This window comes from Flavobacterium sp. N3904 (genome assembly GCF_025947305.1).
GTDB lineage: Bacteria > Bacteroidota > Bacteroidia > Flavobacteriales > Flavobacteriaceae > Flavobacterium.
Genome location: NZ_CP110009.1, coordinates 2,135,609 through 2,160,791, shown reverse-complemented (window position 1 = coordinate 2,160,791; position 25,183 = coordinate 2,135,609). Strand labels below are relative to the sequence as shown.

Below are 25,183 nucleotides of genomic sequence, written 5' to 3'. Positions count from 1 at the left end.
TCCCTTTATTGTACTAAAAATCGCTTAAATAAACTGTTTTCGAGTGAAAATTAAATTTATTTAAGCGATTTTAAAAATTGATTATTTATTGTTTTTCTCGAACGATATTGGCTCCTATAGCTCTTAATCGCTCATCAATACGTTCGTATCCACGGTCGATTTGTTCAATATTTTGAATTATACTGGTTCCTTTTGCTGAAAGTGCTGCAATTAATAATGAAATTCCCGCACGAATATCTGGTGAAGACATAGTGGTTGCTTTTAGAACTGATTTAAAATCATGTCCAATTACTACAGCCCTGTGTGGATCACATAACATGATTTTTGCACCCATATCAATCAATTTATCAACAAAGAACAAACGGCTTTCAAACATTTTTTGGTGAATCAAAACATCTCCTTTGGCTTGAGTGGCTACAACCAAAACAATACTCAATAAATCGGGAGTAAATCCTGGCCAAGGTGCATCGGCTATTGTTAGTATAGAACCATCAATGTCTGTTCTTACTTCATATCCATCATTGTGTGCCGGAATATAAATATCGTCGCCTCTTCTTTCGAGAGTGATTCCTAATTTTCTAAAGGTACTTGGGATAACCCCTAGATTGTCCCAACTTACATCTTTGATTGTAATTTCGCTTCTTGTCATGGCCGCAAGACCAATCCAAGAACCTATTTCGATCATATCGGGAAGGATTCTGTGTTCGCATCCTCCTAATTTTTCAACTCCTTCTATGGCTAATAAGTTGGAACCAACACCCGTAATTTTGGCTCCCATTGAGTTTAACATTTTACAAAGCTGTTGCAAATACGGTTCGCACGCTGCATTGTAAACCGTAGTTCTACCTTTGGCTAAAACGGCCGCCATTACAATATTTGCAGTTCCTGTTACCGATGCTTCGTCAAGTAACATATCGGCTCCAACAAGGCCATCAGGAGCCTCTACTCCATAAAAATGATCTTCTCTGTTGTATCTAAATTTGGCTCCAAGGTTAATAAATCCTTCAAAGTGGGTATCTAATCTTCTACGTCCAATTTTGTCACCTCCTGGTTTTGGAATGTATCCTTTACCAAAACGGGCCAATAATGGTCCCACAATCATAATTGAACCACGAAGCGAACCTCCTTCTTTCTTGAACGCTTCAGTTTCTAGGTAACCAACATTTACTTCATCAGCCTGAAAAGTATAAGAGCCAGAACCAATTTTTTCAATTTTCACACCCAGATTTCCTAACAGTGTTATCAGTTTATTGATATCAATAATATCGGGAATATTATTGATTGTTACTTTCTCTGGCGTCAAAAGTACTGCACACAAAATTTGTAATGCTTCGTTTTTGGCTCCTTGCGGTGTGATATCACCTTTTAGACGAATGCCTCCTTCAATTTTAAAAATTCCCATGTGTTTATTTTAAGGTTCTGAGTTTCTGAGATTCTAAATTTCTGAGATTCTAACATTCTAAGATTTCTATGAACTTTAGTTCAACACTTCAGCAACTTAGAATCTTAGTCTCTTAGCTTCTTTTTAAATAAATTATTTCTTGATAAACGGTTTTGGTTTTCCCGTTTTGGTATTTTTATTGCTTTGAATTTTCGGTTGTCCTGCAGGAGTAATTTTGTTTGAAATCCTTTTGTTTGTTCGCAACAAATCAGTAGTGTTCAATAATTCCTCACTGCTTTGAATTAAATTCAATTTTCCGTCTGACAACTCGTAAAGATGTTCGAAAATAACATCGTCTTTTACAGTGTCTTTGTTCCAACTCAAATAGGATTTTTTCATGTGATTGGCAATAACTTTTACCAATGCATTTTTCATTTCGCCCTCCTCCCATTTGTTGGCAACATCAATCATGTATTTGATATTATTACCGTAATACCTGTATTTTGGAAAATTTTGAGGGTATTTTAAAATATCCGGTTTGAGTTGCAAAACTTCTCTGGAAGGTATTGGATATGGCGAAGTTGCCACCAATTTAAAATCGGACATGATGAATAGTTGATCCCACAATTTGTGTTGAAAATCAGGGACATCCCGAAGATGAGGATTCAAACTGCCCATTACTTGTATAATGTATTTTGCAGCTTTGTTGCGTTCTACATCATCTTCAATAATAGTAGCTTGGTCAATCAATTTTTGTAAATGACGACCATATTCCGGAATGATTAAATGTGCTCTTTCAGAATTATATTCTAGATTGAAAACAACATCATTTGCGATTTCTTTTTTATATTTTTCGACCATAATTATAGAGAAACTATACCTTCTATTGTAGATACTTCTTGATACTTATCAATTATTTCTTGAGAATCTTTGACCAACAAATCTACTGATATACTGGTAAATTTTCCGGTTTTTGATTTTGTTGTTTTTATTACCGCTCCCATGCAATCAAAAGCTTCTTCGACTTTTTTGATATTTTCTTCGGTTGTGGGAACTATGAATTTAAACAAATATTCTGCAGGCCATGAATTACTATTGTCTAATTCTACCTTCAATCTTTCGTAAAATTCTGCGGTTTCCTTTTCTTTATCTTTATCCATACTAAAATTAAAATAAACGCAAATATACGGTTTAGATTTTAGATTTTAGATTTTAGATTTAGGAATTATAATCTTGGATTTAAGATTTATCAAATTTGAAGTTGAACGCTGTATTTTCAACTGTTTATGCGTTCTTTTTTTTACAATAAACCCAAAACACTCTATGCCTTTCCTTTAGCCCTGATGGAAATGAAAATCCTCCTCTCGTGACCAAACGAGAGGAGATTGAAGTGTACAGCAGGTATCTTGCTTACTGGAAAAAACTATCATTCGCTCCTGAATCTTCTGCTTAATTCCTATATAATCTCTTTTAAATAACGATAAGTTTAAGTAATTTCGCCGTTTAATTGAGAAAAGTGCAGAAAGAAATTATTGTTATTATTGGTGGTCCCGGTACAGGAAAAAGTTCTATTATCAATAGTTTGGTAACCCAAGGCTATTGCTGTTATCCCGAAATCTCTCGCGAAGTGACTCTTGAGGCTCAAAAACAGGGGATTGAGCAATTGTTTCTGGAAGACCCGTTACTGTTTAGCCAGATGCTTCTTGATGGGCGAATCAAGCAATTTGAAAATGCTCTGAGTGAGACACATCGATTTGTTTTTATAGATCGTGGGATTCCCGATGTTGTGGCGTATTTGGATTATATTGGTGATTCGTATCCCGAACATTTTGACTTGGCTTGTCGCCAAAATAAGTACAATAAAATTTTTATTCTTCCGCCTTGGGAGGAAATTTACGAAAGCGATAGTGAGCGTTATGAAAATTTTGAACAGGCAAAAACCATTTACAAACACCTTACAGAAACGTATCAAAAATATGGCTATACACTAATTGAAGTGCCAAAAGATAGTGTAGATAACAGAATTCTTTATATATTAGATAAAATTTAGCCAATTTTTGAAATTCAAAATTGCAAAATTATTAAAAATCTAAATCAGAAATAATGCCAGCAGCATTAGCCATTCTTAAAAAATATTGGAAACACGACACATTTAGATCCCTTCAAAAAGAAATTATTGATTCGGTTTTAAGTGGCCAGGATACTTTTGCGCTGATGCCTACTGGAGGAGGAAAATCGGTGTGCTTTCAAGTTCCTGCAATAATGAAAGATGGAATATGCTTGGTGATTTCGCCTCTTGTCGCTTTAATGAAAGATCAAGTGACCAATTTGCAGAAACTGAATATCAAAGCGATTGCATTGACAGGAGGAATAAAATCTGACGAAATGATTGACTTATTGGACAATTGTCAATTTGGAAATTATAAATTTTTGTATGTCTCTCCAGAGCGTTTACAATCGGATTGGATTTTGGAACGTATCAAAAATCTTCCTATAAATTTAATAACGATAGACGAAGCACATTGCGTTTCGCAGTGGGGACATGATTTTCGGCCTGCATATTTAAAGATATCAAACCTAAAAGAACATTTCCCAAAAGTTCCTTTTTTGGCGCTGACAGCAACGGCAACTCCAAAAGTAAAAGAAGATATTATTGCCGAATTGGGAATGCACAATCCCAAACAATTTGAAAAATCATTTGCAAGAGATAACATTGCCTATATGGTTTTTGAAGTAGAAGATAAAATTTTCAGGATAGAGCAAATCCTTAAAAAAAATCCAGAACCTTCCATTATATATGTTAGAAACAGAAAATCATGTTTGAATATTGCCAGTCAATTACAAGCATTGGGTTTTAAGGCAACGTACTACCACGGTGGACTTTCTTCTAGAGAAAAAGACAAAAACATGCAGTTGTGGATGGATGAAAAGGTTCAGGTTATTGTGGCCACCAATGCTTTTGGAATGGGGATTGATAAAGCCAATGTAAAAACGGTAATTCACGTACAACTTCCAGAAAACATTGAAAATTATTATCAGGAAGCAGGACGTGCCGGCAGAAACGGAGAAAAAGCTTTTGCTGTTTTATTGACAAGTCCTTCTGATATTATTCAGACCGAAAACCAATTTATACAAGTTCTTCCCGACAAAGCTTTTCTGAATAGCATGTATGTCAAACTTTGCAATTATTTTCAGATTGCTTATGGAGAAGGAATTGACGAACAGTTTCCTTTTAATTTGCATCATTTTTGTTTAAAATATGGTTTTCCGACGCTGAAAACCTACAATGCCTTGCGGTTTTTGGACGGTCAGGGGGTTATTTCCTTATCTCAGGAATTTTCAGAGAAAATTACTTTACAATTTTTAATTTCGTCAAAAGAAGTCATTCGATACACCAGTTTAAACCCTAACGATGAAGAAATTATTTTGGCAATTTTAAGGACATATCCTGGTATTTACGAAATGCAAACCTCTTTTAACATTCAACTGATTGCCAAAAAAGCGAATCATACAGAAACCGAGGTTCAAACCGTTTTAAACAAATTAAGAGAGAAAGACATTATTGATTACCACTCTAAAGACAATGATGCCACTTTGATTTTTAATGAAATTCGGGAAGATGAAAGAACAATCAGCAGAGTTTCTAAATATCTGGAAAGACAAAATCAATTAAAAAAAGAGCAACTGCAATCGGTATTGCATTATATAAAAGACAAGAACACTTGCAAAAGCAAAATGATATTGGCCTATTTTGGAGAAAAAACAAAAACAGATTGTGGCATTTGTTCTTATTGTATCACCAAAACCAATACCAAAAAAATAGCGCTGTTCTTTATAAAAAAATTGTTGCCTTATTGCAAACCGAAGAATTAAGTTCAAGAGAAATTCAAATTAAGATCAAAGATTCTTCAGACGATATTATCTTTGCATTGCAAGAATTATTAGAAAATGATATTGTAATCATTCAAAAAAACAATAAATACACCTTAAAAAAATAATGGAAAAGTTACGAATCATATTTATGGGAACTCCTGAATTTGCTGTTGGCATCCTTGATACCATCATCAAAAACGATTACGAAATAGTCGGAGTCATTACCGCAGCAGATAAACCAGCAGGCCGTGGGCAAAAAATAAAGTACTCGGCGGTTAAGGACTATGCCTTGGAAAATAATTTGAAACTTTTGCAACCCACAAATCTAAAAGACGAAAATTTTCTTGCCGAATTGAAATCGTTAAATGCCAATTTGCAAATAGTTGTGGCTTTTAGGATGTTACCAAAAGTAGTTTGGGAAATGCCTTCGTTGGGCACTTTCAACCTTCACGCTTCATTATTGCCAAATTATAGAGGGGCAGCACCAATTAATTGGGCAATAATAAATGGAGAAACAAAAACCGGAGTAACTACTTTTTTTATCGATGATAAAATAGATACCGGCGCTATGATCCTGAATGCAGAAATAGCTATTGAAGCTTCTGAAAATGCAGGACAGCTTCACGACCGTTTAATGCATTTAGGAAGTGGCACTGTTATAGACACCCTTAGATTGATAGAAGACGGTAAAGTAGCCACTACAATTCAAAACGAATCTCCAGACATAAAAACGGCCTACAAACTAAATAAGGAAAATTGCAAAATTGACTGGACAAAATCTGCCTTGGAAATTAATAATCTCATTCGGGGATTATGTCCTTATCCAGCAGCTTGGTGCTTCTTTAATGATAAAAATGAAGACTGGAATGTAAAAATCTACGAATCTAAAATCATTTTCGAAGAACATTCCCATCCAATTGGTCAATTAATTTGCACCAAAAAAGAAATAAAAGTAGCAGTAGAAAAGGGTTATATTCAAATACTGAGTTTGCAATTCCCTGGGAAAAAGAAAATGAATGCAAATGAATTATTGAACGGAATAGCTTTTTCTGAAAATGCAAAAGCGTATTAAGACCAATAAAAACGGGAGTTAAGTTCTTTTTTTGCGGGGATTTTACCCTGCTTTATGAACAATAAAAGTAAGTTATCAACAAAACTCGTTAAAATTTCACAAAATACTTGCAAAGACCGCATTTCCTGTTAATTTTGTTCTATTAACAATTATTTTAACCAACAATTAACATCAAATTATTATGAACAAATCAGAATTAATCGACGCTATCGCTGCTGATGCAGGAATTACAAAAGCTGCTGCAAAATTGGCATTAGAATCATTTTTAGGAAATGTAGGTGGAACTTTGAAAAAAGGTGGTAAAGTATCTTTAGTAGGTTTCGGATCATGGTCTGTTTCTGCTAGAGCTGCTAGAGACGGAAGAAATCCTCAAACTGGAAAAACTATTCAAATCGCTGCAAAAAATGTTGTGAAATTCAAAGCTGGAGCAGATTTAGAAGGAGCAGTAAACTAATTAATAGTTTAACTCATATAATTAAACCTTCCAACTGGAAGGTTTTTTTTTGCTTTTCAACGATTTAATTTGGTTATTTTATTTTTTTTTCATTAAATTTAATAAAAAATATAGCCTTATGATTTCAGAAAAATTAAAAAAAGGATATTTACTTATTGCAGAGCCTTCTATCATTGGCGATTTGTCATTTAATAGATCCGTAATACTTTTAGCAGATCATAACGCAGATGGATCAGTAGGTTTCATCATCAACAAACCACTGAAATATTCCATAAACGATTTAATACCAGAAATTAAAGCCACTTTCAAAATTTACAATGGTGGTCCTGTAGAACAAGACAACCTCTATTTTATTCATAATATCCCCGAATTGATACCCAACAGCATTGAAATTTCAAATGGGATCTATTGGGGTGGTGATTTTGAATCAACCAAAGATCTCATCAATAATGGCCAGATAAAAAAGGAAAATATTCGTTTCTTTTTGGGCTACACCGGTTGGGAAGAACACCAACTTGAAAAAGAAATGGAAGGCAATTCCTGGATTATTACCAGAAATAATTATGAAAATAAAATAATTGGTAAATCAACTACTCATTTTTGGAAAGAACAAATCATGGAACTTGGCGGTGAGTATCTCATCTGGTCAAACGCTCCCGAAAATCCTTATTTAAACTAATTCACTTAATCATTTAATTTCAACACTAAACTCCTGGACAATTCTGTCGAAAACTCTTTCTTTCGATATCTGGTAATAGGCTGTATTCCTTTGATTACATTTGTTATAAACAATTCATCTGCTTTTTGAAGATCAAATGGAGAAATTATTTCTTCAACCACTTCTATGTTTTCTATTTTTTTGGCCAATCCCAAAATCTGTTTTCTCATCACTCCGTTCAAACATCCTTCAGAAATAGGAGGTGTAATAAGTTTGTTGCCCGCCAGCATGAAGATATTTCCCTGTAAGGCCTCTACTACATTTTTGCTGTCGTTTAATAAAATACAATTATCCAATCCGTTTTCACTTGCATAAATGCTGGCAGTGACATTGATCAATCGGTTTGTGGTTTTTATTGATGACAATAAATGTTTTGTAACGTAAAAATCCTTGTATAAGTCAACTTCATATTCTTTACTGTCAAATGAATATACAGTGTTTTCAAGCGAGTCGGCATGAATTACAAACGAAACTGTATTGTTTTTTGGCATATAATATCCTCCATCGTTTCTATAAACCGTGATTCTTGCCCGAGAAGACGATTCCAGACCGCTCTCTTTCACTAAAGTCAGAATTTGTTCTTCTAGGTATTCCATTGTAAAATTCATCGGAATTTCCATCCTGACAACCCGCATTGAAGACATCAACCTGAAATAATGATCTTCTAAGAATAAGATTTTAGAATTCAATATTTTAACTGTTTCAAAAACGGCATCCCCATATAAAAATCCACGGTTTTGCACTACTATATTTGTATCCTCAGATACTATTGTTCCATTAAAATTTATCATATCTATTTTAAAAAAAAAGTCACGCTAAAAAGCGTGACAAATATAAGTTATAAAATGCAGTTTTACTAGACTGAACCAATCACATGCTTCAAATCTGAAATCTGGTTTTCCCATAGTTGCGTAGCTTCTTCAATTTCGTCTTTTTGAGCAAAATCAACCACCATTAGAGAAACATCCTTTGTTAGTTCATCCACTAAAATATTCAATTCAAAAAAATACTCCGTATCCTTATTGCTGTCATCAACCCATTTAAATTTGACTTTCTCACCAGATTTTTTGGAAGCAAGCCTCGCTTTTTCTTCGGAGTCGTTCCAAATAAATGTAAAAAACTCACCCCGTGAATTTACATTATCTGCAAACCATTCTGACAGGCCAGATGGAGTTGAAATATATTGATACAATAATTGAGGGGAGGAATTTATGGGGAATTCGATTTCGTAACGCACTTTTAGATCCATGAATATCGTTTAATTTTTGCGAAATATATAGATTATTACTTCAAAAAAAAAACGTTTTCAAAAAAAATTTTTTTTAGTTATTTTTTACTTGCAAACTCTAATTATTGTTTTATATTTGCACCCGCATTCAGGGATAGAAAATATCCCAAATATGGCGAGGTAGCTCAGTCGGTTAGAGCGCAGGATTCATAACCCTGAGGTCACGGGTTCAACTCCCGTCTTCGCTACAAGAACAAACCCTTAAACATCAATTGTTTAAGGGTTTTTTGTTTCCGAATGGTGCCGACTTTTGAAGGATTACTATTTTTGAACGTTTTCAAACACAACATTTATCGAGCGGAGAAAAAGAAGTTTTTACTTTTTTTCAAATCAATTTATCAACTTTCAACTTTTAATAAAACTCCTTTCACTTCAAATCAAGTTTCAAACTCTTTATGTACTCAATCCGTTACCGTAAATATTGCTGCATTATAAAAAAATGTATTTTTTGCTGCAAAATAAATTATAACCTCTGTATTGAACCATAAAAAAATCAAACAGAAAGAATATTGCAGCTGTTTTTTTTTAGCATTGCGCTAACTAAGAAGACCGTTTTACGAACTATACTATTATATCTAAAACAGTTCAAAGCAAATTAAAAAAACCCGTTGGGTGAAATTCAAATAAAATAAAAAATTAACCACATAGAATCATAGATTAATGCTAAATACGCAAAGAATAAATAGAAATAGCACTATTTCACACATAGAATAGCTATGTGAATAGTAAAACGTCTCTTTCTTTCTTTTAAAAAGTATAAATTCTATGTTTCTATGTGGTAAAAAATAATTTCACCCAACGGGTTAAAAAAACAATAAAATCCTATCTTACTGAAATTCTCTACCAACCCGATAAAAAAATTGCCCTAAAATTTTAATAGCAGCTACACTCTTTTCATTTTTTTTCATCGCATTTTCCCCGCGATGTAAAGTTTCCCGACTTGCACTTTTTTTAAAAAATGTTCTTAAAAGCCCAATTGTGATGTTCTGAACCCTATTTCTTTTACCAAATAAAATTTGTGTTCTATCATCGTTTATTTTTAAAATCTCTGAACTATTTTTAATTCTTAAAAAAATTCATAGCAAAAGTCGGGAGACTTTTACTAGATTTACATCTTACAAGAAAATTTAAAAAATTTCGAAGTCGGGTTCCGAAAGCTTTCAGAATCGCAGAGCAGGGTGTTCATAAATTGCAGACCAACGATACAAAATTGATTATTTTAGACAAATAACCTGCTCTTTTTTTGTACTTTTGAAAGGCGAAAATTGCCTTAAAACGCATTTTTAACATGCGTTCTTACACAAATCAACCCCTGTATTCATTGACCAAACTAACGATTGGATTACTATCCTTTTGGAATGCTAGTGCCAAACCCTGGAAAAGTGGTTACTCCTAATGATTATCGTTATGGCTTCCAAGGACAGGAGAAAGATAACGAGCTCAAAGGCGAAGGAAATTCGTTGAATTATACCTTTAGGATGCATGACCCGAGGGTGGGAAGGTTTTTTAGTGTTGATCCATTATTTAGAAAATATCCTTATTATTCTTCTTATGCATTTAGCGGAAATAGAGTCATAGATGCTACTGAAATAGAAGGACAAGAACCTAAAATTAAAGTGACAGACGTCGAAGTTGGTTATACTAAAGTTGCAATATATGGAGTCTCAAATATTTTTACAAGTTTGAAAGTTAAGGTATATGAAGTTCAAGTATTGTATACCAATGGACAAGGTGTTGAAACCGAGATTGGAAAGTTTAATGCAACAAGAGATGGATTTATTGAAATTGGAACTAATAAAAAAGGAAATTTTATTTTGTCAAATCATTCATCAGATCAGGCAGATAGTAGGAAATTAATAATCGAAAGTTCAAAATCAAACGATCATGGTTCTGGTTTGCCTTCATATACAATATCTCCGATATTTTCACCTCTGTCAGAACGATTAAATTCTTATATTGTCAAAGGTAATATTATGAGTGATTTAGGTCCTGAAGCAACAAGAAAAGGTGATTTCGCAAAGTATTGCAAATTTCATGTTAGTGGCTGGTATGAAACACCAGATGGTAAACCGATATTGGGAGGGACTTTCGGATGTTATGGAATTGTTGATCCTTCTCAAGTGCAAAAGGTTGAAACACCTGATTTATACGATGATTTGAAAAGTATAAAAGCTTATTCTAATAATGAAATGATAAGATTTGGAGATGCTGTTGAAAAAGCAAAAGCAATGCAGATTGAAGAGCACGGTAAGAAAGCTCCAGTCGAAGTAGAACTTGAACAAAGAGAGTATGAAAAAGAAAGAAGTGTTGCAAAACCAGTTCAGGCTAAAAAGCCTTAAGAATTTAATGTTTTTTTTATTATTTCCATTTTTTATGCAAGGTCAAATAGATCGTGTAAACATTGGAGGTGAAGATTATTGTTCAAGGAGTGTATTTGATATTATAAAAAAGGACAAGAAAATAAGATATCATACTTTACCTGAAGAATTCGTAGGCGATACAGTTGACTATAAAATAGATAGTACTTATGTTTTCATAAAAAAAAGTAAATACATACAGAAGATTTATTTTTCAGATAAATTTAAGTTCAAAACACTTACGTCTGTTAATAAACTACAAAAGAAAATCTATGTGCAAGATCTTGTAAAAAATAAAAAAGGAAGTATTGAGTTTATGGAGGTTTGTGATATTATTTTTACAGGAGTAAAACTTGTCAATAGTAAATTAGTTGCTCTTTACTTTAAAGCAAAATTTGATGGTTATGAACAATATTTAAGCTTAAGATTTGATAAAGATTCAATGATTTTAAATTTTGATTTACCAGATCATAGAAAATGCGATTAAAAAACTACTTTGTAAATCTCTAGGATGGTGCGGATCTGTCGTCGCAACGATAGCGCGGATTTGCAATCCGTGCCCACACAGTAAAGCCACACAGCTAATCTAAAAAACAAAAAACTACAACTCGAATTCATTTTCGGGTTGTAGTTTTTTTATTTAATAACTCTCCAACTTACTGTGTACTTTTTCGATTTCTTTATCCATGTAAGCTTGCGCGTAATGTACGTATCGATTAAAAGAAGTGCTGGCGCTACTGTGTCCGCTTATTTTACGAACAAGATGCTCTGGCATTCCCAAAATTAATAAGGTCGTTATAGCGGTTCTACGCATCATGTGAGAACTCATTTTGTCACAAAACCGGTTTTTGGAGGTGTCTGTCTTTTTGGTAAGGCGCTGTGTTTTTCCCTGTTTCTCTCGAGAAACTTCAATAGGAGTGGTATAACCTGCCTGTTCACCTATTTGTTTTAGACTTTTGTTAAAATTGAACAAACTGGTATTGCCAAAAAGAGTTGCCTTATTGCTCTGAGATTGATACCGAAGGAAAATGGCAACTGCATAGGCAGAGAGCTTGATAAAACTGAATGTTTTTGTTTTTTTGGATTTGAGTTTCAAGTACCATTCGCCTTCCATTTGTTCAAAATTTTTATTGGTCAGCAAAAAAATATCAGAATAACGTAATCCCGTGGTACAGCCAAAAACAAAAATATCCTTTATGCGTCTGTGGCTGGGTATCAGTGAAGCTTCAAACTCTTTATCGTGAATTAGGAACTTGAGTTGCTCAGGGGAAAGTACAAAAATCTCTATTTCTTCTTTGCGGACATAAAACAATCGCTGAAAATCACCTGTAAAGAGGTCTTTGTCGTTTTTTAAATAGTTAAAAAACACCCGAATCACTTTGATATTTGCTCCAACATAATTGTCATGACATCCTTTTTTATATAAGAATTCCGTAAATTTTTGATAGAATTTTTTCCAATAACTTTTTTCAGATTGGAGTTCGCGTTTGTCCAGTTTGGAAGCATCGCAAATGCGTAATTCAAATTTGGCATCGCTAGAAAATTGAATCAGATTGTTCATTACATAATAGTAGTTCTGTATGGAACCCGGCTTTATCTTTTCACCGTTTTTTTTGAGCCGTTTCCCTGTTTCGGTTTCTTTTATAAACTGTTTGAACATAGGAATTAGGAGACTCGTCTTTTTCATGAAATGGTTTTGCCTCAAAAATACAATTTTAGTTGAGAAATGACGATTTTCATAATGGAAAAACTACAACTTTTTGAGGGTTGTCGTTTTTATTTTTATTTTAATGATAAGCTGTGTGGCTTTACTTTCTGGGCACGGATTGCAAATCCGCGCTATCGTTGCGACGACATATCCGAGCCTTTGAGAGTTTTTGTTGATGCGGTGATTGAATTTGGCAAAAACGATACGATGCTGGATAAGGTGCTGAGAATACATGATAAGCAGAATCCAGATGCTTGTTATGTGTCCGAAAGCTTTATAAAGAGTGTATAATCTAAATGATAAAAAAACTATTTTGGTATTTAAACATAAAAAACTGCAACCAGGAAATGAATTCGAGTTGCAGTTTTTTGTTTTGTAAGTAAACTTTATGGCTCATCGTTGGGGACACGGTTTGCAAAACTGCCTTCAGGGAGTCTTGGGAGAGCTAGATACTTTACATCTTAAAAACTTTTTTAATTCATTATCAGAAGTTTTTATTCTAAAGACAATTAACTTATCTACATGTTTAATTTTAAATCTAATATTTGAACCAATATATCTATCATAACAATCGCGTATTTCAATAATTTGATTATAATTTATAATTATTTCCTTTTTTAGAATATAAAATTTTATCAACATATACTTTTCATGAAAATCTATATTAACAGCATTATATCTAGTTAAATAAACCATAACTAATGCAAAAATTTCCGCACCAAATAAAATTTCAAAATCAAAATCATTATTAATAAAAGAAATTAATAAAAAAGCAATAAAAGCATAGAAAAAAAGAGACAAAACATCTAACTTATTTTTATATATAAACAAAACTTTTTCCATATATTATTATTCGTTTGGTTGTGTGGTAATTGTAGAATCAACGTCACCAATTGTGTCGGCTACTCCTACAATTGTTGATGGAACGACTTCTGTTGCTTTATTTGTTCCTTTAAACATATCGATAATTTCTAGTGGAGCGGATTTTAAAGAAACTAAATCAACCATTATTTCAGCTACTCCAATTAATAGTGCAACTTTAGGATGACCTTCTGTTAATTTTTCTGACGCACCTGTTAATTGGTCAACATCATAAATGGCTCCTACATAACCAGCTTTACCAGCCGTTCCTAATAATAATGATGGTCCTGAAACAACTAAACTGACCCCAGCTACATAATTCTTTGCTGTATTAATACCTCTAGCCATTTCAGGATTATTCGGTGCTTCCCTAATTATTTTCATACTACTAGGGGTTGTTCTATCTATAGGGGTCGGGTCATACGAAATAGTACTTCCAAGCTCGCTAGAGCCGATAGTAAGTGTCCCTCTATTTAAACCTATAAATCCGCTATTTTTATACTTCTCAGCATTCATTCCTCCTATAGTATATGATTTATACCCTGATGCAAATAATTCAGGAGTGCTTGAAAATGCATCCCAAAATTGTTTCTTGTATTGCATAAATTCTTTAATACTTATAGGTTCATATAGGGCAGAATGTTTTACTCCAACATAGTCAGTTGTCTTTAGTAGCGTTTTAGCATCTAAAACTTCTCTTCGAATTTTGCCCGAAACTGTTGTATGCATAATAACAATTCTTTCTTCTAAACCATCCAAATCAATTGCTGCGATTGGTTTATTTCCAGCAAATTGATAAGGTGTATACCATGGAAAAGATTTAAATAATGGGTCTTGTGATAAAAATTTTCCAATTCTGGGATCATAGATTCTGAAACCATAATCATATTGAGTTCCCTTTCCTTTTATTTCATTATCCATCTCCTTGCCGTTAAACCCATAACGATAATCATTAGGAGTAACCACTTTTCCAGGGTTTGGCACTAGCATTCCAAAAGGATAGTAATCTGAGTAACTAAGAACGTCAGGAGTAAGTCCGCCATTTGCATCAGCAAGAGAACGATCTGAAATCACAGAAAGCACGTTTCCTAAATGGTTGGAAAGCTCATAACGTTTGTCTCCTACAAAACGATAATACTCTTTAGGCACGCCAATTGCAGCCGCTACACCTGATCCTTGATCCAAGCCTTCACAAAGATCTCCTACGCCATTTTTATTAACATCGGCTTGATCAGGGTTATTAATCGTTAAACAGTTGTCACAAACATCACCAATACCATCTTTATCTACATCGCTTTGATCAAAGTTAGCAATTAATTTGCAATTATCGCATGGTTTAACTGCTCCATTAATAATCACATCATCGCCTCGGCCATCTCCATCGGTATCCGTTTGATCTTTATTTGGATAATCACAATTGTCACATGCATCCTCAATTCCATCTGCTGGAAAACCAAGTGCAATTTCTTTAGTATCTTCTTGCTTAGGATTAAATATTTCTGGACAACTATCTAAAGCATCTTTTACCCCATCTCCATCTTTATCTCCTTCAGAAGAACCACAATAGGTAGCAGCAAATCCAACACTGCCCAACGCCATTTCTAGACCTGTAGTGGATTTGGCAATTCTTGTACCTGGTCCTTCGTCAAACAAGAAATTATTCACTTTAATATCTTCTGGATCTTCTCCGTTGTTAATAGTATATGAGAAATCACACATTTCTGCCGGAACTCCTAAAACAGTTGCTCCTAATTCATTTACAGATTTAGGCAAATCGTTCCCTTTTTGATAGTCTTCATGTCTTGTATACGTAGGAAGTGCTACTTCTTTCAAATCATTATAAACATTCCCATTTATAATCAAAGTAGGCACATATTTTTTAGTCACTGTATTTAAGGTAACGGTATACTTTATGTCCCATTCTTTTTCTGGAATAGAAGAATTTACATTCTTCAAAACATATTGTGTAGTGATAATCGAAATATCCTTTATAAAATGATTTTTTTTCTTATTTCTATAAGAAACCCTATGTGTTTTTAGTTCTAAAATTGGTTTATAATAGTTATTATCTATTTTTACCACTTTAATACTAGCAGTACTTTGAGAATAGGAACCCCAAGCATGTGTTGATCCAGGGATTTTTTCATATTGAGTTTGTAACTGAATAATTTTTCTTTCTTCATTGACTTTAAAAATTACATCATCAATTTTAAGATGTGTTGCAATCTCTATTATTTGTGTTCTTTGAGGCACATCCGAAAATAAATTTAATTTTGAATTATCTGCATTCCAACTCGTACTGTTTGTTCCGCTAAACTTCAAACCTGAAATTTCAGTTGACGCAGTAGCTTCTTTGCTTGAGATACTTCGTGCCGTTGAGGCATTTAATTCCTCTGCATTTTTAGCAAATGCGGCAAAAGTATCTTTTGTGATTACTTTACGGCCTTGTTCGATACCCAAACGACTGCTGCCGTATATCTCTTGTTCAACAAGATAATAGACAGGAGACTGACCCAAAGGTGTTTCCATCTCGTAGGTACTCAAAACATTACCTTGTGCATCACGCTCATAATAGGTGATTTTTGTATTGGTAGGAGTCACCACTTTTTTAGCTGTTCTGTTTCCTAAACCATCATATTCAAAACTAATAGTCGTTTGATTGGCTTTTCCTTTATATTTAATTACCGAACTTACTTTTCCATCAACACGCCAATTAATGTTTAGATCTTCTTTTGAATCTTTAGCTAGTTGTCCTATTTGATCATAAGTATAATTATTAATTCCTTCAAGATCATTTGCAAAATCCCCAGAATTTGTTAATATATCGTTTACACTGACCAGTTTATTATTCGTTATTTGACCTTTTGCATCTTTAGCGTAAGTATATTTCAAATCATCCATTGGAGAAATCGCAAACTTGTCATTTAAACCAGATCGTGTCAGATTTACCAAGTTCCCGTTTCTGTCATAAGAATAACTCGAACCATACGAATCCTTTCCGGCAGTAATTCCGCTTGCAGAATTAAAACTTAAGCTTGACATTCCTTTAATACGGTTCAGCTGATCGTAAGAATAACGATTAAACTGTGTAGGAACTGGCATTTGAGTAACATCTAACAATGACGTAACCATCTCTTTGATGTTTCCGTTGTATAAGTTAGCATTGCCTTCATTTTTTCCTTCTTTACTAAGACTGAACACATTTGCAGTATTCGAACCTGTAATTCTGGATCTATAATCTCCTGTATAATAATTCAAGGCAAAACCAAAGGCGTCTTTGGCTACATTCAGTCCATCTTTCCCAGCATCATAAGCAGTATTCAATTGTTCTGAATTGACACCTTTGAGCCAACCTTGCAAGGTATAAATATAATCGAGTCCTTGTACTTTCTTATCTCCAATTTCTACACGCGCCAATGGTCCATGGTCATAATACAAATAATTGGCTTCTTTTTCCCAGATTATATTGTCTTTACTGGTATAAACCTGATTAATTCTATTATCGGCATCATACTCATATCGGTGTATAAACTGATCCGTTTTTGCAGGCTGATAGGTTACTTTGTTTACGTTTCCGCTTATTAAATCATAATCATAAACCACTTTTTTCAGTTGCTGGTTTATTGTGTTTAAGTCCTTGCTGTTGTTGGTATGGTGCAATAATTCTTTTACGTTCCCATGCACATCATAATCGTATAAAATGGCATTATCATAAGCAGACAAAAGAGTCTTACTAGTCATTGCTGAAAAATACATCACAGCCGTAACTCTTTTTTGGTTGTTATCAGATCCATAAGAGGTGAACCAACTCGTTGTATTGGCCAAAGGCGTATCATAAAGCGTTTTGGTAACTTGTTGGGTATCTTTTCCAATATTATATGGAAATTTATCTGCAATAGCATCAACCGGCACTTCTTTGGCATTAACTGGAACAGGCACAACATTACCATATACTAACCTTCCATTATCATTAATACTTACGGCTGTAGTTGCTTTTATCTGACCCGCTTCGGTAATTCGGCCTAATTCATCATATCGGGTATAACTGAATTGGGTTCCTGCTTTTTGTTTTGCATTTTGAGACGTCACAATTCTACCCAAAGCATCATAAGCAAATTGCGTTTCTCCGCCATCTGGCGTTTTTTGCCATACCAACTGATTCAACGAATTATAACGGTATTGTGTCTGCAAAGTATTTGCTGGAACAACGGCAACTCCATCAACTAAAGTTAAATCCTCTTTCTCCCTATTTTTTGCCCGAACAGTATTTATAGTTGTATTGGAGTTGGGAGTCAATCTGTGAACTCCTTCTGGAGGTACAGTTTGTATCAAATTCCCAGCTTGATCATAATAATACAAAGTATACTGATACTCTTTGTCTAAAGACGTTTCGGTCAACGTTTCTGTTATCCCTTCTAGTGCTTCTTTTAAATAGTTTTGGATGAATTCTTCTTTTTTGTCTGCATAAAATGAATCTTCCAGTTGTTGTTTATTGGATGCTCTTATTGACGCTGCCAATAACTCACATGGAGTTAATGTACTAGGATTTTCAACTTCTAAACTAAAAGTTGGAACCATCACACCTGGAACACATTCTTTATTGTCTAAAACATATTTATCTGCAAATTGTGGCCAAGTCAAAGCTTCTTCAGTTGGTGTTTTGGTTTGAGCCTCCAAATAATTGAAATAGTAATTAACTACCAATTGAGTCTTACTGTTTCCATAATGCAACTTAGTAGAACCAAATTCGCTAATGGTTAAAAACAATGGATTTGTAACACTTGATATACCGAACTTATTCAAATAATAATTATACTCTTCGCTGATGTATCCAAAATTAGCTTCACAGAAAAAGATTCCGTCTTTTACTAAATTATCCGGAATTTCATAATCAGGAACCTGTGCTTTCATATTTAACTTAAAAGCTACCCATTTATCACCGCATACAATCGGAGCTACTGTTGGCGGAATACAAATATCGGAACAACTGGAAGTTGGAATTGAAGTTGGAATAGCGTCACGCATGGTAAGTAACTTCCCGGAAGCAGATTTTTTGCTCATGAAAGAAGAGGGAGAAGTATTATCGTTGTAATCAATTTTTCCATCTTGTGAAATAGCAACATAAATATCACCAGATCCAGCCAAAGCATTCTTCGCTGTTAATTTTGGAGGATAAACCTCTGAGGCAAATTGACAGTAAGGTACTGCTATAGCTCTTGCTTCGTATTTGGATATTTCTACAAAGGTATAATGCGATATTGCACTACCGGTCTGATTCACAATTTTACCTTGGTTATCTGTAAAATTAATAACAAAACTCAAATCACTTATTACATCAATATAATTAATCTTTTTAGCGTTCTTTAAATTTACGTCGTAAAAATTGATGAAGTTTTTATTGTTTACACTTCCAGAATTTTCATCAAAAGTAATACTCAACAAACCATTCTCTATAACAACAGAATAGCGATCCATGACAACACTCTTCAAATTATTTACTCTATAACGTGTTCTTTCAGCCTGAAAATGAGAAGCTAACCTAGATTGATCAACCAAATTTTTAACAGGTGAATAGTCTGAAATATTCCCTGCTTTATAAAAATCCCCATCATCATTTATGGTATAATTAAAATTACCCAACATATCATTTAGAATATCCTTTACTCGATCCTCATAAGCAAGCTCTTCATTTGCCACTACATTACAGGAAGTGACACGTGTGTAAGGAGGATTTGCTTCACAAGGTTCATTATTAGGATTTGGAATTGTAGGGCAGGTATCGCACAAATCAAAAATACCATCACCATCCGTATCAACAGTACCGCAATTTCCTGGACCACCTGGACCACATAAATCTCCGTATCCATCTCCATTATAATCGGTTTCACCACAAGGTGAACAACAGGTGAAATACAATGGCATATTACCACTACCCGATCTGATTATACCCGTGATTTGGCTATTTCTAAAAAATCGGGTTTTAATTCTTACACTTAATAAAGTACTTTTATTCCCTGATTCTAAACCATTAATAAATACACTTTTTATTATATCTCTTCCTAAACTGTATGATCCAAGATTGACTGAAACACGCTTTACATCATTTACGGTAATGTCAACTCCCTCAGGAATATTATGCCATTTTACAATATCTCCTTGTTTGATTCCAAAATATTCATACAAGTATCCATTTACAAAAGTATCATCACTTGAAATATTCAAATCTGCACTTTTCAAAGTAGCATTGGCTTGTAAGTGAAGTACTAATTGATTGAATGCATCACTGAATTTTTGTTTTTTATCACACGGAGCAATTATGAGTGAAGAACAGTCTGAAACATTTGCTTTTGTGATTCCATCAACAAGTATTTCTTCTGGAGTAGTACAACTTGACACGCTTCCTTTTCTATTTATAATAGCAACAATACGAAATCTATATGTCTTTGAAGTACTGTTGTAAGAACCCGGCACTGCATAAAAGTTTTTAAATCCTGTAACATCCGCCCATTTTGGAGGATCAACTTTTGCCCCGCAAGGATTATAATAGTCTGATAAATTCTTTGCAAAACTTAATTCAATTGGACTAGAAATATCATTTCCATCCTGAGTAAAAACAATATTTAGTGTACGTCCAACTTCACGTGCTGTAATTTTCGGAATATTTGCGGATGCCTCCAAATTAAATCCAGGGTTTAATTGAGCATTGAATATACTTGAAGTTAAAAAAGGCATACTTGAAGTATTAAAACCATTAATTAACAACCCTTTATCTTGAATAGTAGTATCTACGAGTCCTTTTAGGAAATTTTCCAAATCGAAAGATATTGGACATCTTCCCGTTTCAACATACATTTTAGATTCTATAATTGCTTTAGTCTCAGCCAAGAATTCCATGTCACCAATAGAGGAATCATATCCATAATCTGCAGGCACAAAACGTTTTACTTTATCCCTATACAAACCTGATGTTACATTAGAACATGCTAATTCTACACCTGTACTCACAGGGGTTGTAACAGGTACAGTTGGATTTTCTGGAATTGAATCAATAAGTTTTAATAGTTCTCCATAATTTACTACACTATATTTTTTGAATAAAGTCACAAAAGTATCTTTACTCTCTGCGTTCCCAATACAATCATTATAATTATTGTTTTTAATAGCATCAATATGAGAAAAAACAGTACGGGTTTTTTCTTTTAAAGCGGTATAATAGGATCTAAAATTAGACCATATTCTTTGTTTTATATTTAACTCTGCAATATTTCCGTTTTTTCCAAAATTATCAATCGTTTTTAACAAATCCACTTGATTAAGTTTCATGAAATCAAAATAGGCAGATTCAGGTGCAATTCCATTTGAGAAAGCAGCAAAGTAACAGGCAGCCTGAAGCATATTTAGTTTTTTACCTGATGGCAAAGCCATACCGTCAAAATTTACTTCTAATGCTTCTTTCATTAAAGCTTTTCGAACATTATAATCAGCTACGGTTTCTTTATCGTTTTTAGAATTATAAAAGGGGTCGCCAGTGTTATTGTTACTATCAATAGTTAGCAATTGAGCTAATGTACCTGTACTACTAAAGATAGTGTTGTCAATCTGTTTTTTATCAGCATCATAAAACTCTTTATTACGCAATTGCTCATCAAATCCGTCAGAATTTAACCCATCCCCATTTGTTTTAGTACACAAATTTGAATTATAAACATAATATTGATATTCTGGATGGTACTGCACTAATGAGTTGGCCCAACTGGTTTTCCATATAGTAATAAATTGAGCCACATCACGCAAATATTGTGGCTGAACCAAGTAATCATTAACATCATCACTTTCAGGATCACGATCCAATGCCTTCAAAATAACACCATCCAAAGCTGGCTCGTAAATATTTAATTCTGGGTGTTCAAGATTTTCGCTAATTAGTTTGACTCTAATTTTTGATACTGAACCATCTTCTTCTTTGTAGGAACCACCAAATGGTTTTTTCCAATTGTAGTTAGAAATATTCTCTGTTACATTTTGTTTTATATCCTCATCAAAATAGGTATTTGTTGTATAACCACCGTATAATAATTGATTGTTCTCATTAAAAAGACTTAATGGATCAATAACTTTTGCTGAAGGAGTATCTTCGTTTTCATCTTCTGTTTCAATTCCATCAACAGAACCGTACTGACCATGCGGGCTAACATCTCCTAAAAGTATGTCCAAATTAAGGTCACACACATTTATGGGTTGCTCGCATAAATCTCTACATCCCGTAAGCAAACTTCTGAATTGAGCTTTGAAACGTTTTTCATAATCTGGTCGCTCTGAATTTTCAAGTTCAAGAACCGTCAGTATATTTTTTTCAACATAATTCGCTTCCGCTTTAACAATATAAGATTCTCTTGCAGCAACATTACCAAGTTTATTTGGCTCTGCAGAAAGTAACAATTGAAAAGCTGTAAACTCTTCTGTAGTTAAATTTTCACGCACTAACGACTCTTCACAACTTTTACAAGTTATGTTGCAATCGGTCACAGTAATTTCGGCCTCTAATGAAGAGAGATCTGGCAAACATTTTGTACTCTTTTTTAATTCTGCGATGTAATCCTCAGCATATTCATCTAAAACATCATGGTCTATACGCAGATCTTTACTCAAAGGATAGGAACCAACCTTCAAAAAATTTGCTCCGTCTTTGGCATTAAAGACTTTATTCTTAAAACTCAATTCAGTTGCGTTAGTGCCATTTAAACTAGAAGCACCAATTTTTGAACTTATTGGATTATTGCCTGTAAGCAATTCCAAAGCACAATCATTTTTTAAACTAATAGACCAGTCATATACAAAAGGATAAAACTTAGTATTTAAACAAGAATCAGCATAGGCACCTTTAGTTTTAACAAAAGAATATTCAAATTTAATGTCTCCTTCTTTAACTACAGTAATCGGAGTACTCAATTTAATTCCATCTTCAATAACACCATTCTCGCCAGACACATATTTATCATTATTTGATAATAAGTCAGTTGTGGTCATGAGGTGCAAGGCTTGATTCTTTTCATCATCTAGTGAAACCAAATTTCCTTTATTATCGCCTGCAAGAGCCGTTGCAACAGTTCTTCCTTGCGGATCCAAATAACTCACACTCACTTGCCCGTTAGGATCAATAACCGTATTCTTTTTGTAATGAGAATAATCGCCAACTTTATAACCAAAAAGACGATTTAATTCTTCCTGTTTGGGATGACCATAAAAATATTGCATTTCATGTCCTGAACCTATTTGATGGTCAAGTCCTACTCCTCCTTTACTTTTAATTCTTCCCGTATTATCAGGAGTGTAGACTACTTGAGAAAAAGGATAACCAATAGCATCTGGGACAAAATCCTGATAATTTTTCAGTGGATCATTATTTGGAGAATAATATTTGCCAGCTCCAGCTTTATTGGACATTTTAGGAACTGGAATTGGGTTACAATCTTTTACACTAGCATTGTCCCAATCAAAATCTTTATGAGAATATAATGATCCCGCTTCATTGGTATTTAAATCATTATAAAACCGTATTCCAGAAGACTCAATCGGTGTTGGCAGTACTTCTATCGCTGCTCTACCCTGAGTATCATAAATTACCTCACCAACAATTGCTTTATTATTTGAATTTACTTTGGTTACTGTTTGACGATTGCGTAAAGAACCGTCAAAATAACTTACCACTTCTTTCTTCTTACCGTCTTCGGCAAAAGACGCTTGATACTGCCAGTTCTTTTCGCCTAATTCGTGAGCTTGGTTAATCTCTACACTATACGGCCAATCACTAACTAGCTTATATTTATCTGCTATCCCTGAAGACCATACTCCATAATAATTCTTTGAGGTGTTGTCAAGGAATCGTCCAACTGGTCTAATTCTATAAACCAAATAACCATTAGAAAACACTAAAGGAATTCTATAGGTAAGATCTTTAGTTTGTATTCTCGTACTGTTTAATTTAAAATCCTGCTCGGTTAAAGCAATTTCATTGGGTAATAATTTACCGCCATCCGTTTTGTAATTATCAATCCAAGTCCATTCCAATTCATACTCTACTGCTGGAGCTTTGGTGTCTTTTGTCCAATTAATCACCAACTCTTCGGCTCCGTCACTAACTTTAGAGACAATTACCTCATTAACCCCGCTATATTTAACCAATTTATAACTTATAGGCAATACCGATGAGTTTGAACCACTCAATTGTAAATTATAGTAACGCTCTGTATTGAATTTCAATGCTAAATACGCCGTTGAAGCAGGAACAGGCTTAGAATAAGTTATAGATACTACTTTAACATCCGCTTTATGAATTCCTGGAAGACTATAAACGGCGTAATCATTAAACTCCAAACCTTTCGAACTATTATCATGTACGATAGTAAGTGATACTGTTTTTGGATTTATACCATCTCCTTTACTGTCATAAGAAGAAGTTACGCTTAACACAATTGTACAAGTATAAACATCTTTAAAGTCAGCGGCGTCTTTATTAGTATTATCAAATCCAAAATGAATGGTCACATTAGGATTTATAGAAGCAAATAAATCGTGCTTATTTAAATCATTATACTTAGAATCAACAACTTTTAATATTGCTCCAACTTTTAAATTGTTTCCAGATTTAGAATCAATTACAGGTTCTTCATGCTGTCCAAAGGCAAACAATGAAAAAAATGTAAATACAAATACTATTATACTTTTATTGATATACATATATCTATTTTTTATTTTAATTATTGGAATTATTTCTTTGATCTACAATCTCGTACTTCTTTAACCTCTGGGACAAAACAATACCACCTTTACCTGAAGTAGTAAAATAAGTGCTGTTTTTAAAAACCGAAGCATTAATTGCATTTCTGTTATAATTTGCATAAATCACCTCTAATCTCGGATAATGCACATCTGGTTTTCTAAAATCCTGCGAAAAATTAGTAGCTGTGTTGTAATAAAAAACCTGTTTTTGTAAAAAATAAGCTTTAGATACTCTAACTATGATTTTCGAATAGGGAAGACTCGAAAAAGGCTTTGCAGTCATTGTTATTTCCCAATATGACTTGTAATCAATGAATTTATCAATTTTGCACAATTCTAATAAAGGCTTCATATCAAAATCACCAAAATAAGTGGGGATCGGATTAGAAATCTCAATAGCTTTTTCCGGATGGCTAATCTTAAGATTTACCGATTTGGAATTCAAAATTTCTGTTTCCCCAATTTTCATATAGATTTCATTTTGACTGTTTTTATAAAAAACACCTTTATAACTTTCCTCAATTTTTTTAGAATCAAAATCTTTATACAAAACATATTTTGACTGATATTGAAGCGGCTTGGCAACACTGTATTGCTGCCCTAATTTTTTAAAAACGGCATTCACCGTTTGTGCATGGCCAAAACAACAATAAAACACCAACCAAACACTGAATATTTTTTTGCAAAACATA

General features: G+C 33.6%; 16 protein-coding genes, 1 tRNA gene and 1 pseudogene. 9 read left to right on the top strand and 9 right to left on the bottom strand.

Going from position 1 to position 25,183, the window contains the following annotated elements; translation table 11 throughout:
- Positions 1 to 85: 85 nt before the first annotated feature.
- From murA to OLM57_RS09005, 3 genes are all read right to left on the bottom strand, one after another.
- Positions 86 to 1,402, bottom strand: a complete 1,317-nt coding sequence (gene murA, locus OLM57_RS09015) for a UDP-N-acetylglucosamine 1-carboxyvinyltransferase (protein WP_264566867.1) — start codon at positions 1,400 to 1,402, stop codon at positions 86 to 88.
- A 132-nt stretch (positions 1,403 to 1,534) separates the two neighbouring features.
- Positions 1,535 to 2,242, bottom strand: coding sequence for a DUF4290 domain-containing protein (locus OLM57_RS09010; protein ID WP_264566866.1), 708 nt, complete (start codon positions 2,240 to 2,242; stop codon positions 1,535 to 1,537).
- A gap of 2 nt (positions 2,243 to 2,244) precedes the next feature.
- Positions 2,245 to 2,541: a DUF493 domain-containing protein gene (locus tag OLM57_RS09005; protein WP_264566865.1), complete on the bottom strand. Its 297-nt coding sequence runs from the start codon at positions 2,539 to 2,541 to the stop codon at positions 2,245 to 2,247.
- Between the two features lie 356 nt (positions 2,542 to 2,897).
- Here OLM57_RS09005 and OLM57_RS09000 point away from each other — a divergent pair, with 356 nt between their 5' ends.
- The 5 genes and pseudogenes from OLM57_RS09000 to OLM57_RS08980 all read left to right on the top strand — a co-directional run bounded on the left by OLM57_RS09000 (position 2,898) and on the right by OLM57_RS08980 (position 7,459).
- Positions 2,898 to 3,431, top strand: coding sequence for an ATP-binding protein (locus OLM57_RS09000; protein ID WP_264566864.1), 534 nt, complete (start codon positions 2,898 to 2,900; stop codon positions 3,429 to 3,431).
- Positions 3,432 to 3,484: 53 nt separating this feature from the next.
- Positions 3,485 to 5,379: pseudogene (locus tag OLM57_RS08995) on the top strand (ATP-dependent DNA helicase RecQ).
- Positions 5,379 to 6,326, top strand: coding sequence for a methionyl-tRNA formyltransferase (gene fmt / locus OLM57_RS08990; RefSeq protein ID WP_264566863.1), 948 nt, complete (start codon positions 5,379 to 5,381; stop codon positions 6,324 to 6,326). The pseudogene OLM57_RS08995 and the gene fmt overlap by 1 nt, the downstream one beginning before the upstream one ends.
- Positions 6,327 to 6,507: 181 nt before the next feature.
- The gene (locus OLM57_RS08985; protein ID WP_264566862.1) at positions 6,508 to 6,780 is read left to right on the top strand and encodes an HU family DNA-binding protein; all 273 of its coding nucleotides are present in this window, start codon (positions 6,508 to 6,510) and stop codon (positions 6,778 to 6,780) included.
- Between the two features lie 118 nt (positions 6,781 to 6,898).
- The gene (locus OLM57_RS08980) at positions 6,899 to 7,459 is read left to right on the top strand and encodes a YqgE/AlgH family protein (protein ID WP_264566861.1); all 561 of its coding nucleotides are present in this window, start codon (positions 6,899 to 6,901) and stop codon (positions 7,457 to 7,459) included.
- A gap of 5 nt (positions 7,460 to 7,464) precedes the next feature.
- Here OLM57_RS08980 and OLM57_RS08975 read toward each other — a convergent pair whose 3' ends face one another.
- Both OLM57_RS08975 and OLM57_RS08970 read right to left on the bottom strand, forming a co-directional pair.
- Positions 7,465 to 8,289: an aminotransferase class IV gene (locus OLM57_RS08975; protein WP_264566860.1), complete on the bottom strand. Its 825-nt coding sequence runs from the start codon at positions 8,287 to 8,289 to the stop codon at positions 7,465 to 7,467.
- A gap of 65 nt (positions 8,290 to 8,354) precedes the next feature.
- On the bottom strand, positions 8,355 to 8,747 hold the full coding sequence (locus OLM57_RS08970; protein WP_264566859.1) for an START-like domain-containing protein: 393 nt from the start codon (positions 8,745 to 8,747) through the stop codon (positions 8,355 to 8,357).
- Positions 8,748 to 8,900: 153 nt separating this feature from the next.
- On the opposite strand from OLM57_RS08970, the gene OLM57_RS08965 reads away from it, so the two are divergent.
- From OLM57_RS08965 to OLM57_RS08955, 3 genes are all read left to right on the top strand, one after another.
- Positions 8,901 to 8,974: transfer RNA gene (locus tag OLM57_RS08965), tRNA-Met, on the top strand.
- Positions 8,975 to 10,123: 1,149 nt separating this feature from the next.
- Positions 10,124 to 11,125, top strand: a complete 1,002-nt coding sequence (locus tag OLM57_RS08960; protein WP_264566858.1) for an RHS repeat domain-containing protein — start codon at positions 10,124 to 10,126, stop codon at positions 11,123 to 11,125.
- Positions 11,076 to 11,630, top strand: coding sequence for a hypothetical protein (locus OLM57_RS08955; RefSeq protein ID WP_264566857.1), 555 nt, complete (start codon positions 11,076 to 11,078; stop codon positions 11,628 to 11,630). Before OLM57_RS08960 ends, OLM57_RS08955 begins: the two co-directional genes overlap by 50 nt.
- A gap of 153 nt (positions 11,631 to 11,783) precedes the next feature.
- Here OLM57_RS08955 and OLM57_RS08950 read toward each other — a convergent pair whose 3' ends face one another.
- The gene (locus OLM57_RS08950; RefSeq protein WP_264566856.1) at positions 11,784 to 12,830 is read right to left on the bottom strand and encodes a tyrosine-type recombinase/integrase; all 1,047 of its coding nucleotides are present in this window, start codon (positions 12,828 to 12,830) and stop codon (positions 11,784 to 11,786) included.
- Between the two features lie 54 nt (positions 12,831 to 12,884).
- Between OLM57_RS08950 and OLM57_RS08945 the strand changes: the two genes are divergently transcribed.
- Positions 12,885 to 13,142 carry a hypothetical protein gene (locus tag OLM57_RS08945; RefSeq protein WP_264566855.1) on the top strand — a complete coding sequence of 86 codons (258 nt, stop codon included), beginning with the start codon at positions 12,885 to 12,887 and terminating at the stop codon, positions 13,140 to 13,142.
- A gap of 135 nt (positions 13,143 to 13,277) precedes the next feature.
- Here the strand turns inward: OLM57_RS08945 and OLM57_RS08940 are convergent, their stop codons facing one another.
- Genes OLM57_RS08940 through OLM57_RS08930 form a run of 3 tightly spaced genes read right to left on the bottom strand, consistent with a single transcriptional unit; the run spans position 13,278 to position 25,182 of the window.
- Entirely contained in the window at positions 13,278 to 13,694 is a 417-nt protein-coding gene (locus OLM57_RS08940) for a hypothetical protein (protein WP_264566854.1), read from the bottom strand.
- Between the two features lie 6 nt (positions 13,695 to 13,700).
- Complete coding sequence (locus OLM57_RS08935; RefSeq protein WP_264566853.1) at positions 13,701 to 24,449, bottom strand: RHS repeat-associated core domain-containing protein; 10,749 nt, start codon at positions 24,447 to 24,449, stop codon at positions 13,701 to 13,703.
- Between the two features lie 16 nt (positions 24,450 to 24,465).
- Positions 24,466 to 25,182 (bottom strand): hypothetical protein, encoded by a 717-nt coding sequence (locus OLM57_RS08930; RefSeq protein ID WP_264566852.1) that lies wholly within the window; start codon positions 25,180 to 25,182, stop codon positions 24,466 to 24,468.
- Between the last annotated feature and the right edge of the window lies 1 nt (position 25,183).

Coding starts and splice junctions, on each gene's coding strand:
- murA (WP_264566867.1), bottom strand. CDS start 1,402: ATGGGAATTTTTAAAATTGAAGGAGGCATTCGTCTAAAAGGTGATATC.
- OLM57_RS09010 (WP_264566866.1), bottom strand. CDS start 2,242: ATGGTCGAAAAATATAAAAAAGAAATCGCAAATGATGTTGTTTTCAAT.
- OLM57_RS09005 (WP_264566865.1), bottom strand. CDS start 2,541: ATGGATAAAGATAAAGAAAAGGAAACCGCAGAATTTTACGAAAGATTG.
- fmt (WP_264566863.1), top strand. CDS start 5,379: ATGGAAAAGTTACGAATCATATTTATGGGAACTCCTGAATTTGCTGTT.
- OLM57_RS08985 (WP_264566862.1), top strand. CDS start 6,508: ATGAACAAATCAGAATTAATCGACGCTATCGCTGCTGATGCAGGAATT.
- OLM57_RS08980 (WP_264566861.1), top strand. CDS start 6,899: ATGATTTCAGAAAAATTAAAAAAAGGATATTTACTTATTGCAGAGCCT.
- OLM57_RS08975 (WP_264566860.1), bottom strand. CDS start 8,289: ATGATAAATTTTAATGGAACAATAGTATCTGAGGATACAAATATAGTA.
- OLM57_RS08970 (WP_264566859.1), bottom strand. CDS start 8,747: ATGGATCTAAAAGTGCGTTACGAAATCGAATTCCCCATAAATTCCTCC.
- OLM57_RS08955 (WP_264566857.1), top strand. CDS start 11,076: ATGAAAAAGAAAGAAGTGTTGCAAAACCAGTTCAGGCTAAAAAGCCTT.
- OLM57_RS08950 (WP_264566856.1), bottom strand. CDS start 12,830: ATGAAAAAGACGAGTCTCCTAATTCCTATGTTCAAACAGTTTATAAAA.
- OLM57_RS08945 (WP_264566855.1), top strand. CDS start 12,885: ATGGAAAAACTACAACTTTTTGAGGGTTGTCGTTTTTATTTTTATTTT.
- OLM57_RS08940 (WP_264566854.1), bottom strand. CDS start 13,694: ATGGAAAAAGTTTTGTTTATATATAAAAATAAGTTAGATGTTTTGTCT.
- OLM57_RS08935 (WP_264566853.1), bottom strand. CDS start 24,449: ATGTATATCAATAAAAGTATAATAGTATTTGTATTTACATTTTTTTCA.
- OLM57_RS08930 (WP_264566852.1), bottom strand. CDS start 25,182: ATGTTTTGCAAAAAAATATTCAGTGTTTGGTTGGTGTTTTATTGTTGT.